Here is a 14,918-nt window from a genome sequence, read left to right as displayed (position 1 = left end):
GAGGCCGTCTGAAACTTTTCAGACGGCCATCGACTCCTTTACCTGTTACACATTTTCAGGCAAAGGCAAAAAAGGTTCAATCGCAGGGAAAAGCTCGCGCTCCTCAAAGCGCGCATGATCGCGCAAAGTGACAGCAAACTCCTTATTCCATGATTCATTCATATATTCAGGATGCGCCATCATCGCACGCAATTTGGCATGATCGCCTTCAAAACGCTGCTGCAACGCAGGGTCAATTTTATCCCAATACGGAGCAAACATGGTTTCCTCTTCCAAAAAATGTGGCTCAAGCTCAACAAAATGAGGCTCCAGCTCCGCCTGATGGCTTTGATCGGGCGTACGCAGAAGACGGACGCACAACGATAGCGAGCCATGATGTTCGCGGGAAAGTTCTATTAAGGCAGGATGGCGTTTCAAGGGCTTCATAAGTTCGTTATAATGGTAACAGTTTGTCAAACTGGATTAATTTAAATGTTTCAGATATTATGAAACCCAATCCCACATAAAGTCAAACAACCCTTTACCAAACACTACCCTTTTGACATATAAGAAAAAATATTCAAAGAGCCAGCCATGTATCTGACCCAACATACCGATTACGGATTGCGCGTATTGGTTTATACCGCCATCAACGACGACACCCTCGTCAATATCGGCACCATTGCCGAGACTTACAATATTTCCAAAAGCCATTTGATGAAAGTAGTTACCTCATTAGTCAAAGGCGGTTTTCTGGTCAGTGTGCGCGGCAAAGGCGGCGGTTTACGCTTGGCAGACAATCCTGAAAACATCAATATCGGTGCAGTTGTACGCCATCTTGAGCCGATGCAGGTCGTTGAATGCATGGGCGATAACAACGAATGCCTCATCACCCCATCCTGCCGACTGACCGGCATCATCACCGGCGCCATCAAAGCCTTCTTCAATCATTTAGATCAATATTCACTGCAAGATCTGCTGGACAAGCCGACTTACGACATACTTTATACACCGCGCATCCCAATCAACGAAATACGCGGAACGGCCGACTAAATCTTCAGGCCGTCTGAAAACAATCCAGTCATACTGAAATGGTATTACTTAAATAATAAAAAATGCCGTCTGAAATGAAGATTTTCAGACGGCATTGGTTTACAAAACACTCTACAACTTAAATAGCTGACTTTCATTCTATAGGTTAATTTTTATACTAAATATGTCGAATATAAGACAATAGAAAAACCTAAAATAAGAATAATCATAGCAACCGTAAAATTTATTCTTAATACTTTCAAATAAAATTTATTGGAGATTTTTTGCACTCCAAACAGCACCTTGAAAAAATTAAATTGCATTCTTCTAGCAATAAACAGATATTCAAAAAAACCCGCATTCATCCCTTCTAATTTTGATATTTTATATAGCATTACTAGATTAATGATAATTACAATAAAATACACAAATACTAAAAAAAACAGAAAATAAGGCAATAACTCCACCAAACTACTCCTTCTTTTTTAAAAAGAATTTTCCCTAAAAAACATATTGGACGACATAACCGAATTGCTATACTCGACATTATATTCCAACCCTTCACAAACCAATAAATACAAAAATGCCCGAAGCCAAAAGCCTCGGGCATTTTTAATATTTGGTGGGTCCGGTGGGTTTCGAACCCACGACCAAGGGATTATGAGTCCCCTGCTCTAACCCCTGAGCTACAGACCCGTCAAGAGTAGACGCGGATTATAGCATAACTTGTTGCTTGTTCAAAATGCCGAAAAATGTTTCAGACGGCCTGTTGGTTTTCTATTCGGGTATTATGCCGATATGCCCAATGCTTCCCAAACTTTCAAAGCGTCCGATGTTGCTTTGACATCGTGAACACGGATGATTTGCGCGCCTCTAGCCACTGTGGCCAAAGCGGCTGCAACGCTGCCGTGTACACGTTTGGCGGCATCTTGTTCGCCTGTCAGTTCGCCAATCATACGTTTGCGCGACACGCCGATCAGAAGTGGGAATCCGGTTGCGTCCATCAATTCAGGCAAATGTTTTATCAGGGTGATGTTGTGTTGCAGATTTTTGCCGAAACCGAAGCCGGGGTCTAGTGTGATGCGTTCAGGGGCAATACCTGCTTGAACGCATTCTGCCGCGCGTGCTTTTAAATAACGCACAACTTCTTCGACGACATCTTGATATTGCGGATTAAGCTGCATGGTTTTGGGCAAACCCTGCATGTGCATGAGACACACGCCTGTCTTCGGCTGTTGCGCCAGCAATGCGACTGCACCTTCATCACTCAATGCGGCAACATCGTTGATAATATCGATGCCGCCTTGCGCCAAGGCTTTTTCCATAATCACCGTGCGGCGCGTGTCCAAGCTGACGGGAACATTCCACTTGGCCACCTCCGCCAAAACCGGCTGCACCCTGGACCATTCTTCTTCGAGAGAAACATCATCCGAACCCGGGCGGGTAGATTCGCCGCCGATATCGAGAATATCCGCACCGTCTTTCAGCAGCTGCTCAGCATGTGCCAATGCTATTGAGACATTTTGCGAATAGGTGCCGCCATCGGAAAATGAATCGGGGGTCAGATTGACGATGCCCATGATTTTCGGTTTGTCTAAGGCGATTTCAAATCGGCCTGCCTGCCAAATGTGCGTGTTCATAATGCTTCCATTGATGAAATAATAGGATAGAGGCCGTCTGAAACTTTTCAGACGGCCTTTAGGTTTTGACTTCAAAACAGTAAATTACATTCCGCCGTAATTCGGTCCGCTCGCACCCTCAGGACAAATCCAAGTGATGTTTTGCGTCGGGTCTTTGATGTCGCACGTTTTGCAATGAACGCAGTTGGCGGCGTTGATTTGCAGGCGCGGGCTGCCGTTTTCTTCGACGATCTCATATACGCCGGCCGGACAATAGCGCGTTTCGGGCGAGGCGTATTCTTTGTAGTTTACGTCTATCATGACCTGCGGATTTTTCAGCACCAAATGGTCGGGCTGGTTTTCTTCGTGCGCAAGGTTGGCAAGGAAAACACTACTCAAACGGTCAAAGGTCAAAACACCGTCGGGCTTCGGATAATCAATCGGCTTGCATTCGGAGGCTTTTTTGAGCTGCTCGTTGTCTTTGCCGTGATGTTTCAAAGTCCAAGGGGCTTTGCCTCTGAAAATCATTTGGTCGATACCGGTATAGATTGAGCCGAGGTAAACGCCCCATTTGAATGACGGACGGACATTGCGCGCGGCGTAAAGCTCTTGATACAGCCAGCTTTGTTCAAAACGTTGCTGATAATCGGTGGCCTCTTTGCCGCTGTCGAAGCTTTCCACTTCTTCGAGGTTTTCCAACATAGGGAACACTGCTTCTGCGGCAAGCATGGCGGATTTCATGGCCGTATGGATGCCTTTGATGCGTGGCATATTCAGGAAACCTGCGGCATCGCCGACCAAAACGCCGCCTTTAAACGAGAGTTTCGGCAGGCTTTGCAAACCGCCTTCAATCAGCGAACGCGCGCCATACGCGATACGGCGGCCACCTTCAAAGGTTTTGCGGATTTCAGGATGGGTTTTGAAACGTTGGAACTCTTCAAACGGCGACAGATAAGGGTTTTGATAATCCAAGCCGACCACAAAGCCGACAGCGACTTTGTTGTCGTCAAAATGATAAATAAACGAGCCGCCATAGGTTTTGCTGTCCAACGGCCAGCCTGCACTGTGCATCACCAAACCGGGCTGATGTTTTTCAGACGGCACTTCCCAAATTTCTTTAATGCCCAAGCCGTAAGTTTGCGGCTCGCTGTTTTGGTCGAGCTTAAATTGTTCAATGACTTGCTTGGAAAGCGAGCCGCGACAGCCTTCGGCAAATATGGTTTGCTGCGCCCAAAGCTCCATGCCTGGCTGGAATGAATCGGTCGGTTCACCGTCTTTGCCCACGCCCATATTGCCGGTCGCAATGCCTTTGACCGAACCATCTTCGTGATAAAGCACTTCGGCGGCGGCAAAGCCCGGATAGATTTCCACGCCCAAATTTTCCGCCTGCTCCGCCAGCCAGCGGACAACTTCTCCCAAGCTGGCGATGTAATTTGCATGGTTGTCGAAATTAGGGGTAATCGGCAGGTTGAACGCTTTTTTCTCGGTCAGGAACACAACCCTGTCCTTCGTCACTGTACGCGTCAGCGGCGCACCTTTTTCTTTCCAATCAGGAATCAGCTCATTCAAAGAAATCGGATCGATGATGGCACCGGCCAGCGAGTGCGCACCGGCCTCCGAACCCTTCTCCACCACGCAAACGCTGATTTCGCGTCCATTCTTTTCGGCAAGCTGCTTGAGTTTGATGGCGGCAGACAAACCCGACGGGCCTGCGCCGACAATCACGACATCGTATTGCATACTGTCGCGCTCGATGGTTTCTGTCATAGTGGTTCCTGTATTGTCATTATTCAATTTAATCCGCTAATTATACAGCCTGGACATATAGTTACCAAATACAACAAAAGGCCGTCTGAAAGTCAATCAAGCTTTCAGACGGCCTTTACTGTGTTCAAAAGATTACTGCGCTTTGGTTTCCGTTACAAAACCAATTTTGCTGATACCGGCTTCGCGCGCCGCTTGCAGGGCTTGGTTGACATAATCGTATTCAACCGCTTTATCCGCCGCAATCGCCACAATCACATCTTCGTTTTTCGCTTTGGCTTCTTTCAGCTTGGCAGTTACCGTTGCTAAATCCACTTTGTTATCCGAATCGCCGCCAACGACATAAGCACCATTGGCATCAATGCTCAAACGCAAAGGATCTTTAGGCTGCTTATCCTCTTTCGCCGCTTTTTCCGAAGCAGTCGGCAACTCCAAAGGAATCGAGTGGGTCAGCACCGGCATGGTAATCATAAATACAATCAGCAACACCAGCATCACATCCACCAAAGGTGTCACATTGATATCCGACATCGGCGCATCATCGCCGGAATTCATTGATCCGAAAGCCATGGTTTAATCCTTTTGGTTCAGCAGGCGGACATGCAGGTCATGTGCAAATGCGTCCATATCTTGCGCGATGGTTTTTGTACCGCGATTGAGGAAGTTGTATGCCAATACAGCAGGAATCGCTACAAACAGGCCGACGGCAGTCGATACCAAAGCCTCACCAATCGGACCGGCTACCGCAGCAATGCTCATTTGACCGCTTTCGCTGATGCCGATCAGGGCATGGTAAATACCCCAAACAGTACCCAACAGACCGATAAATGGAGCGGTTGCGCCGATAGAGGCCAAAGCAGTCATACCGTAGTCGAACTGGCGCATAGTTTGGGACATGCTGTTGCGGATGTGAACAACCAAGTATTCGTTCAAAGGCAATTCGTCAATCAGCGATTTACTTGTCGTTTGACGGTAGTTTTGGTATGCGCGCAGAGACTCATCGGCAACATTGCTCATCGGTGCTTCTACCGCTTTGGCTTTTTGTACGGCATCGGCCAGCGTAAACGCATTCAACATCAACTCTTTTACCTGAGCATTGCCTTTTTTCGCTTTGCGGTATTTGATGCAGCGGATCACAATGACACTCCAAGTCACCACACTCATCAACAACATCAGGACAAATACACCAATCAGTACCACATCACCTGATTTGAAAACTAAACTTAAATCCATAATTTTTCCAAGTTAAAAATAAAATTAAAATTTCTATCGGGTCATTTAAAAATATTTCCCAACAGCATATATTTTCCAATCAATCAGCTTAGTCCTAGATACTTATTCAAGCGTGAATTTGACAGGTACTTTAAATTCAGTCCAAACACTTGCATGACAGCTACCATCTTTAACGGCTTTACGCGCTGCATTATCCAGACGACTATAACCACTTGATTTATTCACACTAATTGAATCCACTTTACCGCCGGGACCAACCAAGACTTTCAAAACAACCAAGCCCTCTTCGCCATTTTCAGTGGACAGTGAAGGATACGGAGGTCTCGGAATATGGCAGGTTCCTTTTGCCGGATTGCCTTTACTGCTGCCGGCACCTGTACCGCTGCCACCACCTCCGCCACCGGTACCGGAGCCATGTTCGCCTTTCGCACCACCACTGCCGGATCCGCTGCCTTCGCCACGGCCGCTGCCTGTACCTTTCGTACCGCCGCCGTTGCCTTTCCCTTCTCCGCCCAAGGCTTTGCCTTCGCCGTTGCCTTTACCGTTTTCAGCAGTATTCGGCCCGGTTTTGCTGCCTGAGTATTCAGATGCTTTGGGAGACGGTTTAGGTTCTGCCTTCGGCTCTGGTTTTGGTTCAGGTTTTGGTTCGGGCTTCGGCTCAGGTTTGGGTTCCGGCTTAGGCTCGGGCTTAGGTTTCTCGATAGGTTTCGGTTTTTCCTTTTGCTGTACGATATCCGCTTTTTCTTTTTTCGTTACCACAGGTTTGATAACAGGTTTGGGCGGCTCGACAGGCTTAGGTTTGGGTTTTGGCTTGGGTTTCGGTTGTTCGGGGGTTGGCTCGGGTGCGGCAGGTGCGCCTTCGCCTTCAGGGCTGCCGTCGCCACCGCCGAAATCGCCTAAATCGACAAATTCAATATTCGCCATTTCGACAGGAGGCGGTTTGTGCGCGTGCCATAAAAGTGCAACCAAGCCGACGTGAATCAACGCAACGGAAGTCACGACGGCTGGAGTTAAAATTCGTTTTTTATCCATAATTCCGTTATGTTAATAGCAACAATTCCCGTTTGCAAGTCGTTTTACAGTCAAAATAAGCATTAATGCTTATAGAGAAAGTTTATAGACCTGCTGTTTTAAAGGCTGCATATCATAATATGATATTAGCTCTCATTACTAATATTATCAAACAAAAGGTAGTTTTAAAAGATAAGCGGTAAGTCAAAACAGCCTATTCTTCCGGCGTTTATGCTATCCGCACATTAAACCAACATCCGAAACCTCGTCAGACCGATAAAAATTCAAATGGTTTCAAATTATCTTGTATTTTTATCCATAAAACATCAGGCCGTCTGAAAACGCTCTTCAGACGGCCTGACTCAAACAAAATCATTTTTTCCGTTTCGCCCTTGGGTGCGCCTCATCATAAACACGCGCCAAATGGTCGAAATCCAGCTTGGTATAAACTTGCGTAGCGGAAAGATTGCTGTGCCCCAACAATTCCTGCACAGCACGGATATCGCCCGATGCCTGCAAAAGATGGGTCGCATAGCTGTGGCGCATCATGTGCGGCGAGATATGGCTGGCACTGCCCACGCGCACTGCCCACGCCTGCAGGCGTTTTTGAATTTGACGTTGCCCCAGCCTGCTGCCGTTCTTATTGGTGAACAAGGCCTGCTCGCCCTCTTTAGCAATACGCACCGCCAGATAATCGCGCAATGCCGCAATGCTCTTGCCCACCAAAGGCACTTGCCGCTGCTTGCCGCCTTTACCCTTCACACTGACCCAGCCTTCGTCCAAAACGATACCGTCCAGATTCAAACCTTGTATCTCGCTCAGGCGCAAACCGCTACCATACATCAATTCAAACATGGCCTTATCGCGTACGTCCAACTCGTCATCAACAGGCGCATGGTCAAGGATATGGTTTAAAGGTTCTTGCGGCAGCGCTTTGGGCAGGCGTTCGGGCAGGCGCGGCGCTTTCATATTAAATGTCGGATCGCCTTCCATGACTTCTATCTGCACCAGCCAACTGCAATACTGCCGCCATACCGACAATTTCCGCGCCAAGCTGCTTTCGCTCAAGCCCTTTTGCGACAGCTTTTTCAATACCGCCACAAAATCACGGCGCGTCGGCAGACCGTTTTCCAGATTATCGGGCAATAGGCGCATCAATTCACTCAAATCGCGCCGATAAGCGGAAACGGTATGCTCCGACTTGCCTTGTTGCAGCAAGGTTTTCAGATAGCGTTCAAGATGAAGCGCAAAATTATTTGATTCCGCCATTTCAGACGGCCTCCAATGCTGCTTTCAAGGCCGAAGGCAGACGGCAGACGCGTTGTTTGCCATAATCAAAACACACCATGCCTGTCTGTACTTTCGCCAGCACAAGGCCGTCTGAAATCCTGCGGATACGGTACAACAAAGAAAAGCCCACACCGGCCATGCCTGCCGCCCCCATTTCTACCGACAGCTCATCGCCATGATGACCTTGCGCCAAATACTGCACCGCCGCATCCGCCATAATCAGGCCTGCCCCTCCAGCATCCATTTCGCTCCAACCCAGCTTCGCCAACCAACGCATCCGCACTTCATGGCACAAACGCAACACAGCATCGTTCGCCAAATGGCCGCCATAGTTCACATCGCCCACCTGCACCGTCAAGGCCGTCTGAAACAAAGGCTTATCACACTTGGCCACCGAAATCCTATCCATTTTGCACACCCGTTTTCAATACCACGCCATTATAAACCGAGACCCTGTTCGTTAATATATAAAAACAATGTAGCAGCTTGTAGTTTTTCATTTCAAAAAACATTATAATTTATCGGATAAATTTACCCTTCACTACTTCAGGAGCTTCTCATGGCACTCGTATCCATGCGCCAATTATTGGACCATGCTGCCGAAAACAGCTACGGTCTGCCCGCATTCAACGTTAACAACCTCGAACAGATGCGCGCCATCATGGAGGCGGCCGACCAAGTCAACGCCCCCGTTATCGTTCAAGCATCCGCAGGCGCACGCAAATACGCAGGTGCCCCATTCCTGCGCCATCTGATTTTGGCCGCAGTTGAAGAATTCCCGCACATCCCTGTCGTAATGCACCAAGACCACGGCGCATCTCCTGATGTGTGCCAACGCTCCATCCAACTGGGCTTCTCCTCTGTGATGATGGACGGCTCGCTGATGGAAGACGGCAAAACCCCTTCTTCTTACGAATACAACGTCAACGCCACCCGTACCGTCGTTAACTTCTCCCACGCTTGCGGCGTGTCCGTCGAAGGCGAAATCGGCGTATTGGGCAACCTCGAAACCGGAGAAGCCGGCGAAGAAGACGGCGTCGGCGCAGTGGGCAAACTTTCCCACGACCAAATGCTGACCAGCGTCGAAGATGCCGTACGTTTCGTTAAAGATACCGGCGTTGACGCATTGGCTATTGCCGTCGGTACCAGCCACGGTGCATACAAATTCACCCGTCCGCCCACAGGCGACGTATTGCGTATCGACCGCATCAAAGAAATCCACCAAGCCCTGCCCAACACCCACATCGTGATGCACGGTTCCAGCTCCGTTCCGCAAGAATGGCTGAAAGTCATCAACGAACACGGCGGCAAAATTGGTGAAACCTACGGCGTACCCGTAGAAGAAATCGTCGAAGGCATCAAACACGGCGTGCGCAAAGTCAACATCGATACCGACTTGCGCCTCGCCTCTACCGGTGCCATCCGCCGCTTCATGGCAGAAAACCCATCCGAATTCGACCCGCGCAAATACTTGAGCAAAACCGTCGAAGCCATGAAACAAATCTGTCTTGACCGCTACCTCGCATTCGGTTGCGAAGGCCAAGCCGACAAAATCAAACCGATTTCTTTGGAAAAAATGGCAACCAAATACGCCAAAGGCGAATTGAACCAAATCGTTAAATAATCCGTATCTCGGATTCACACTAAGGCCGTCTGAAAACTTGAAAATAAGGTTTCAGACGGCCTTAGCTTTTGGGAAATTTATAGTAAAATCTTCCACCGACTACACATCAAAACACATCGAAAGCAAACATGAAACTCGCCGTTATTTTGCCGGCCTATTGTGCCGAAGCTTATTTGCCCGAATGCTTGGATTCGGTATTGAATCAAACATTCCGTGACTTTTTCGTCATCGCCATCAACGATGCTTCAACAGACAAAACCGGCGAAATCCTCGAGGCTTACGCAGCTAAAGATTCACGTTTGCAGGTTTTCCACCTTCCGGAAAACAGGGGCGAGCCGTTTGCCTGCCAATTTGCCATGGATATGCTCAAAGACGTAAAGGTCGAATATGTGGCACGAATGGACGCAGACGATATTTGCGCCTTGGATCGTTTTGAAAAACAGATTCAGTTTTTAGACAGCCATCCCGAAATCGATATTGTCGGCAGCCAAGCCACCATCTTTTTCGACGACCAAACCGGAAGAGAACCCGTTTTAAGCGACCTCCCCCTGCTCGACAAAGACATTAAAGCCTTTCTCTCCTTTGCCGCCCAAAACATGTTCAACCCCACCACCATGTGGCGGCACGATAGCATTAAAAACCTTGGGATAAACTACACCGCGACAGAAACCGCTCCCGATTTCCATATGTGGGTACAATGCGCCCTACATGGCAAAACCTTTGCCAACCTGCCCGAGTCTTTGTTGTCATACAGGATACACACAAATCAAGAAAGCAAAAAAAGAGACAAAATCAACAGATCCGTCCAATACACCATGGAGTTGTGGATCAGTCATCTCTTCCCTGATTTGAACGCGACGGAAGTAACGCTCTTAAGCCGCATCTTGTACGAAAAGCAACTGCGCTTGACCACCGAAGAGCTGAAAACCATTTTTGCCGCGTATGACAGAATCAGTAAGGACCGCAGCATTTCTTTGTTTGGCGAAGACCGCAATACGATGTTCGACATGATAGACAATTTCTTCAATTTCTTAAAAAGCCGGTTGAAATTCACTTAAATTATAAAAGGCCGTCTGAAACCTCGTTTCAGACGGCCTTTATCTATTTCAAAATCAATCTAAATCAGAACAAGCCATGAATCACGCCGTCTGCATCCACATCGATTTTCTCGGCAGCTGGAACTTTCGGCAGACCCGGCATCTTCATCATGTTGCCGCACAGCGCAACGATGAAGCCCGCACCGGAAGAAACGGTAATACCGCGCACGGTAATGCGGAAGCCTTCAGGGCAGCCCAAGAGTTTGGCGTTGTCGCTCAAAGAATATTGGGTTTTCGCCATGCAGACCGGCATTTTGTCCAAGCCCAGTTTTTCCAGTGAAGCGATTTCGGCAGACGCTTCTGCGCTGAAATCGACATCTTCCGCGCCGTACACTTTTTGGGCAATCGCACGGATTTTGTCTTTAATGCTCAACTCAACATCGTAGGCAAAATTGAAGTTATTCGGTTGATTTTCGATGGCGTTGACGACTTTGTGCGCCAAGTCTGCACCACCCGCGCCGCCTTTACCCCACACTTCGGTCAAGGAAACTTCGACGCCGTGTTCCGCACAGGCTTTTTCAATCATGGCCAACTCGGCATCGGAGTCGGACACAAAGCGGTTGATGGCAACCACCACAGGCAGGCCGAATACGTTTTTCAGGTTGGAAATGTGTTTCAGCAGATTAGGCAGGCCTTTTGCCAAGGCTTCGAGGTTTTCTTCGCCGAGATTGGCACGCTCCACGCCGCCGTTGTATTTCAAAGCGCGGACGGTAGCCACGACAACAGCCGCATCAGGTTTCAAATCCGCCAGACGGCATTTGATGTCGCAGAATTTTTCCGCGCCCAAATCCGCGCCGAAGCCTGCTTCGGTTACGGCGTAATCGGCAAGGTGTTTCGCCAAACGGGTAGCGGTTACAGAGTTACAGCCGTGGGCGATGTTGGCGAACGGGCCGCCGTGTACAAAGGCCGGAGTGCCTTCGATGGTTTGTACCAAGTTAGGCTTAATCGCATCTTTAAGCAATGCCGCCATCGCGCCATTCGCTTTTAAATCTTTGGCGTAAACAGGGCTGCCGTCTTTGGCATAGGCGACAAGGATGTTGCCCAAACGCTCTTTTAAATCGCTGATGTCTTTGGCAAGACAGAATACTGCCATCACTTCGGACGCAACGGTAATGTCAAAACCATCGGGACGCATCACACCGTCAACAGGTTTGCCCATACCGTCGATAATGTTGCGCAACTGACGATCGTTCATATCGACCACGCGACGCCACAGCACGCGTTTCGGATCGATGTTCAACTCATTGCCTTGATAGATATGGTTGTCGAGCATGGCGGCGAGCAGGTTATTCGCCGCACCGATGGCGTGAAAGTCGCCGGTAAAGTGCAGGTTAATGTCTTCCATCGGCAAAACTTGGGCATAGCCGCCGCCTGCCGCACCACCTTTAACACCAAACACCGGACCCAAAGAAGGCTCGCGCAGGGCGATAACCGAGTCTTTGCCGATATGGCGCAATGCGTCCGCCAAACCGATGGTTACGGTGGTTTTACCCTCACCCGCAGGAGTCGGATTAATGGCGGTAACCAAAATCAGACGGCCTTGTTTTTCCGGCAGCTTGAATGCCTCGGCAGGATTGATTTTGGCTTTGTAATGACCATAGGGCTCGATGTTGTCAACGTTCAAACCCAGCTTGGCGGCAATTTCACCAATCGGGCGCATGGTGGAAGACTGGGCAATTTCAGCATCGGTTTTGAAGCTCATGATTTTCCTTTATTGAGAGAGGGAAAGGCCGTCTGAAACAATATAATAAAGACGGCTGGAAGAAAAAGAATATTAGTTCTATTATAGCGTTTTCCAAAGACAAACCGCAGTGAAAATTTCGATATTTCATCAACAAGCGGATTCATATTGTCAACAATTTGAAACAAAGGAATAAAACATGAGCAGTAACGCATGGCTGTTTTGGGCATTGGCATCGGCAGGCTTCGCCTCATTGACCGCCATTTTCGCCAAAATGGGTTTACAGGGCATAGATTCAGATTTCGCCACCTTTATCCGCACCTTGGTCATCCTCGCCGCTTTGGTATTGTTTTTAACCTACACCGGCAAATGGCAGGGTGTGAACGGCTTTACCGGCCGCAACTGGACATTCCTCATCCTATCCGGCCTCGCTACCGGCGCATCTTGGCTTGCCTACTTCAAAGCCCTGCAACTGGGCAACGCCTCACAAGTCGCGCCCGTCGACAAATTCAGCCTGGTCTTGGTTGCCCTGATGGCCGTCGTTTTCTTAGACGAGCGCCCAAGCACGCAGGAATGGATAGGCTTAGGCTTGGTAACCGCAGGCGTATTGACTTTGGCTTTGAAACGATAAAAATTGGGACATCAAAAAAGGCCGTCTGAAAAATTTCAGACGGCCTTTGCTTTGCTTCAAACAATCAGCTCACAATTAATTTGAACCGACTTTGATTTTTTGCCACAAGTTGACAGACAGTTTTTTCGCATCTGCGCTCATTTGAGGCATGACGAAACCGTCTTTCATGTCTTGCTCGTTCGGGAAAATAGAACGTGTATTCACCAGCTCTGCAGGCATTTTTTCGCGTGCCGGTTTGCTGGCCGGTGCGAAGGTCACGGCAATACCGTTTTTCGCAGCCACTTCGGGATCAAGTGTGTAGTTGATGTATTTGTGGGCATTAGCGATGTTTTTTGCATCAGCCGGAATCAACCAAGATTCAATCCAGAAGCCCATGCCTTTCGGTGTCAACACTTCAATGCCGACGTTGTTTTTCACTTCTTCGGAACGCGCTTTGGCCAAGTTCAAGTCGCCGCCGTTACCTGCCGCCAAGCAGATATCGCCGCGCGCCAATTCGTCAATGATGGAAGGGCTGAAACGTTTCACGTCAGGACGGATAGACTTCAACACTTCCGCCGCCGCTTTCAAATCTTCAGGATTCGAGCCTTTAGGATCTTTACCCAAGTAGTTCAACAAGATTGGGAACATTTCGCTCGGGGTATCCCACAAAGCGATGCCACAAGATTTCAGCTTGTTGGTGTATTCGGGTTTGAACAGCAAATCCCAGCCGTTTTCAGGCAATTTTCCGCCCAAAAGCTCTTTGCCCTTCGCCGTAATCGCAATCGTATTCACACCTGAGAAGTATGGAACGGCGTATTGATTGCCAGGGTCGGCGGTTTCCAACATCTTCAGCAATTCAGGGTCGATGTTTTTGTAGTTCGGAATCAGATCCTTATTGATTTTTTGGTATGCACCTGCCTCAATTTGGCGCGGCAGGAAGGCAATACCGGGTACAACCAAGTCATAGCCGGATTTGCCGGTCAGCATTTTGGCTTCCAACGTTTCGTTGTTTTCATACAAATCGTAAGTCAGCTTCAAATTGTTGGTTTTTTTGAAGTCTTCGACTGTACTTTCGTCAACGTAGTTTGACCAGTTGTAGATATTCAAAGTATCGGTGGCGGCTGCTTCGGTATTGGCAGCAGGCGCGCTGCCTGCTTGAGGTTGCTCGGCTTTTTTCTCGCCACCGCCGCACGCGGCCAAAGACAATGCGGCCAATACGGCTAATACGGATTTTTTCATACGGGCAGATTCCTGATGAAAGAGTGGTTAATGTCAATAAATAAGAAACCCTGCACCCCATAAACACCCCGGCGCAGAGTTAGGTTATTGTAATGGAAACGTAAGCAAACGCAAAGCAATATCCATCTGATTTTTATTGAAATAAGGCAAAGCAACACCATCTTTTTACCAAAAGCGTTGCACCGGCTGTAGTTTTTGGGCAAAATACGGCTGATTTGCGCGCGTTATAGAGAAAAAGCTTGCATATAAGGAAATCTGTCTTTAAAATTGCGCGTTTACAGAATTTATTTTTCAGGAGATATTCAATATGGCAAACAGCGCACAAGCCCGCAAACGTGCCCGCCAGTCGGTTAAACAACGCGCCCACAACGCCAGCCTGCGTACTGCATTCCGTACCGCTGTGAAAAAAGTGTTGAAAGCAGTTGAAGCCGGCGACAAAGCTGCTGCTCAAGCAGTTTACCAAGAATCCGTTAAAGTCATCGACCGTATCGCTGACAAAGGCGTATTCCACAAAAACAAAGCAGCCCGTCACAAAAGCCGTCTGTCTGCTAAAGTAAAAGCTTTGGCTTAATACTGATGCAGATGCTGGAAGTCCTGATAACCAAAGCAGGATAATCGAGCTGATACGATGCCCCTGAGGTCTTGCCTTTCAGGGGCATTGCCGTATTCACAGTCCAAACCAACTAAATAAAACCATTTACCCTTTCATCAGGCCGTCTGGAAAACAACGGAAACTCTC

At 48.5% G+C, this 14,918-nt stretch carries 15 protein-coding genes and 1 tRNA gene; 5 read left to right on the top strand and 11 right to left on the bottom strand.

The window, feature by feature from the left end; all coding sequences use genetic code 11:
• Nucleotides 1-45: 45 nt before the first annotated feature.
• Nucleotides 46-426 (bottom strand): hemerythrin domain-containing protein, encoded by a 381-nt coding sequence (locus HMPREF2696_RS05515; protein WP_070588032.1) that lies wholly within the window; start codon nucleotides 424-426, stop codon nucleotides 46-48.
• Nucleotides 427-573: 147 nt separating this feature from the next.
• On the opposite strand from HMPREF2696_RS05515, the gene HMPREF2696_RS05510 reads away from it, so the two are divergent.
• Nucleotides 574-1,032, top strand: a complete 459-nt coding sequence (locus tag HMPREF2696_RS05510) for an RrF2 family transcriptional regulator (RefSeq protein WP_004518811.1) — start codon at nucleotides 574-576, stop codon at nucleotides 1,030-1,032.
• A 599-nt stretch (nucleotides 1,033-1,631) separates the two neighbouring features.
• Here HMPREF2696_RS05510 and HMPREF2696_RS05500 read toward each other — a convergent pair.
• The 8 genes from HMPREF2696_RS05500 to HMPREF2696_RS05465 form a co-directional block, all read right to left on the bottom strand.
• Nucleotides 1,632-1,707: transfer RNA gene (locus HMPREF2696_RS05500), tRNA-Ile, on the bottom strand.
• 92 nt (nucleotides 1,708-1,799) lie between these two features.
• Nucleotides 1,800-2,651, bottom strand: a complete 852-nt coding sequence (gene folP, locus HMPREF2696_RS05495) for a dihydropteroate synthase (RefSeq protein WP_070588029.1) — start codon at nucleotides 2,649-2,651, stop codon at nucleotides 1,800-1,802.
• An 84-nt stretch (nucleotides 2,652-2,735) separates the two neighbouring features.
• Nucleotides 2,736-4,397, bottom strand: coding sequence for an electron transfer flavoprotein-ubiquinone oxidoreductase (locus tag HMPREF2696_RS05490; protein WP_070588028.1), 1,662 nt, complete (start codon nucleotides 4,395-4,397; stop codon nucleotides 2,736-2,738).
• A 132-nt stretch (nucleotides 4,398-4,529) separates the two neighbouring features.
• Nucleotides 4,530-4,964: an ExbD/TolR family protein gene (locus tag HMPREF2696_RS05485; protein WP_070588026.1), complete on the bottom strand. Its 435-nt coding sequence runs from the start codon at nucleotides 4,962-4,964 to the stop codon at nucleotides 4,530-4,532.
• A 3-nt stretch (nucleotides 4,965-4,967) separates the two neighbouring features.
• Nucleotides 4,968-5,627, bottom strand: coding sequence for a MotA/TolQ/ExbB proton channel family protein (locus HMPREF2696_RS05480; protein ID WP_049332314.1), 660 nt, complete (start codon nucleotides 5,625-5,627; stop codon nucleotides 4,968-4,970).
• Nucleotides 5,628-5,729: 102 nt separating this feature from the next.
• Entirely contained in the window at nucleotides 5,730-6,659 is a 930-nt protein-coding gene (locus HMPREF2696_RS05475; protein WP_070588025.1) for an energy transducer TonB, read from the bottom strand.
• Between the two features lie 351 nt (nucleotides 6,660-7,010).
• Nucleotides 7,011-7,907, bottom strand: a complete 897-nt coding sequence (gene xerC / locus HMPREF2696_RS05470) for a tyrosine recombinase XerC (RefSeq protein ID WP_070588024.1) — start codon at nucleotides 7,905-7,907, stop codon at nucleotides 7,011-7,013.
• A gap of 1 nt (nucleotide 7,908) precedes the next feature.
• Nucleotides 7,909-8,337: an acyl-CoA thioesterase gene (locus HMPREF2696_RS05465; RefSeq protein ID WP_070588022.1), complete on the bottom strand. Its 429-nt coding sequence runs from the start codon at nucleotides 8,335-8,337 to the stop codon at nucleotides 7,909-7,911.
• 150 nt (nucleotides 8,338-8,487) lie between these two features.
• Here HMPREF2696_RS05465 and fba point away from each other — a divergent pair, with 150 nt between their 5' ends.
• Nucleotides 8,488-9,552: a class II fructose-bisphosphate aldolase gene (fba, locus tag HMPREF2696_RS05460; protein WP_003686828.1), complete on the top strand. Its 1,065-nt coding sequence runs from the start codon at nucleotides 8,488-8,490 to the stop codon at nucleotides 9,550-9,552.
• 128 nt (nucleotides 9,553-9,680) lie between these two features.
• Nucleotides 9,681-10,610, top strand: coding sequence for a glycosyltransferase family 2 protein (locus HMPREF2696_RS05455; RefSeq protein ID WP_004518819.1), 930 nt, complete (start codon nucleotides 9,681-9,683; stop codon nucleotides 10,608-10,610).
• A gap of 64 nt (nucleotides 10,611-10,674) precedes the next feature.
• On the opposite strand, the gene HMPREF2696_RS05450 is transcribed toward HMPREF2696_RS05455, so the two are convergent.
• Entirely contained in the window at nucleotides 10,675-12,351 is a 1,677-nt protein-coding gene (locus HMPREF2696_RS05450) for a formate--tetrahydrofolate ligase (protein WP_004518820.1), read from the bottom strand.
• Nucleotides 12,352-12,529: 178 nt separating this feature from the next.
• On the opposite strand from HMPREF2696_RS05450, the gene HMPREF2696_RS05445 reads away from it, so the two are divergent.
• The gene (locus HMPREF2696_RS05445) at nucleotides 12,530-12,961 is read left to right on the top strand and encodes an EamA family transporter (RefSeq protein WP_003680126.1); all 432 of its coding nucleotides are present in this window, start codon (nucleotides 12,530-12,532) and stop codon (nucleotides 12,959-12,961) included.
• 75 nt (nucleotides 12,962-13,036) lie between these two features.
• On the opposite strand, the gene HMPREF2696_RS05440 is transcribed toward HMPREF2696_RS05445, so the two are convergent.
• Nucleotides 13,037-14,179 (bottom strand): extracellular solute-binding protein, encoded by a 1,143-nt coding sequence (locus HMPREF2696_RS05440; RefSeq protein WP_004518822.1) that lies wholly within the window; start codon nucleotides 14,177-14,179, stop codon nucleotides 13,037-13,039.
• Nucleotides 14,180-14,486: 307 nt separating this feature from the next.
• Here HMPREF2696_RS05440 and rpsT point away from each other — a divergent pair, with 307 nt between their 5' ends.
• Nucleotides 14,487-14,750, top strand: a complete 264-nt coding sequence (rpsT, locus tag HMPREF2696_RS05435) for a 30S ribosomal protein S20 (protein ID WP_002212556.1) — start codon at nucleotides 14,487-14,489, stop codon at nucleotides 14,748-14,750.
• The last annotated feature ends 168 nt before the right edge of the window (nucleotides 14,751-14,918 follow it).

This window comes from Neisseria sp. HMSC058F07 (assembly GCF_001810035.1).
Taxonomy (GTDB): domain Bacteria; phylum Pseudomonadota; class Gammaproteobacteria; order Burkholderiales; family Neisseriaceae; genus Neisseria; species Neisseria perflava.
Note: the sequence above shows the minus strand (reverse complement) of the source record. Positions and strands in the feature narration are given on the sequence as shown.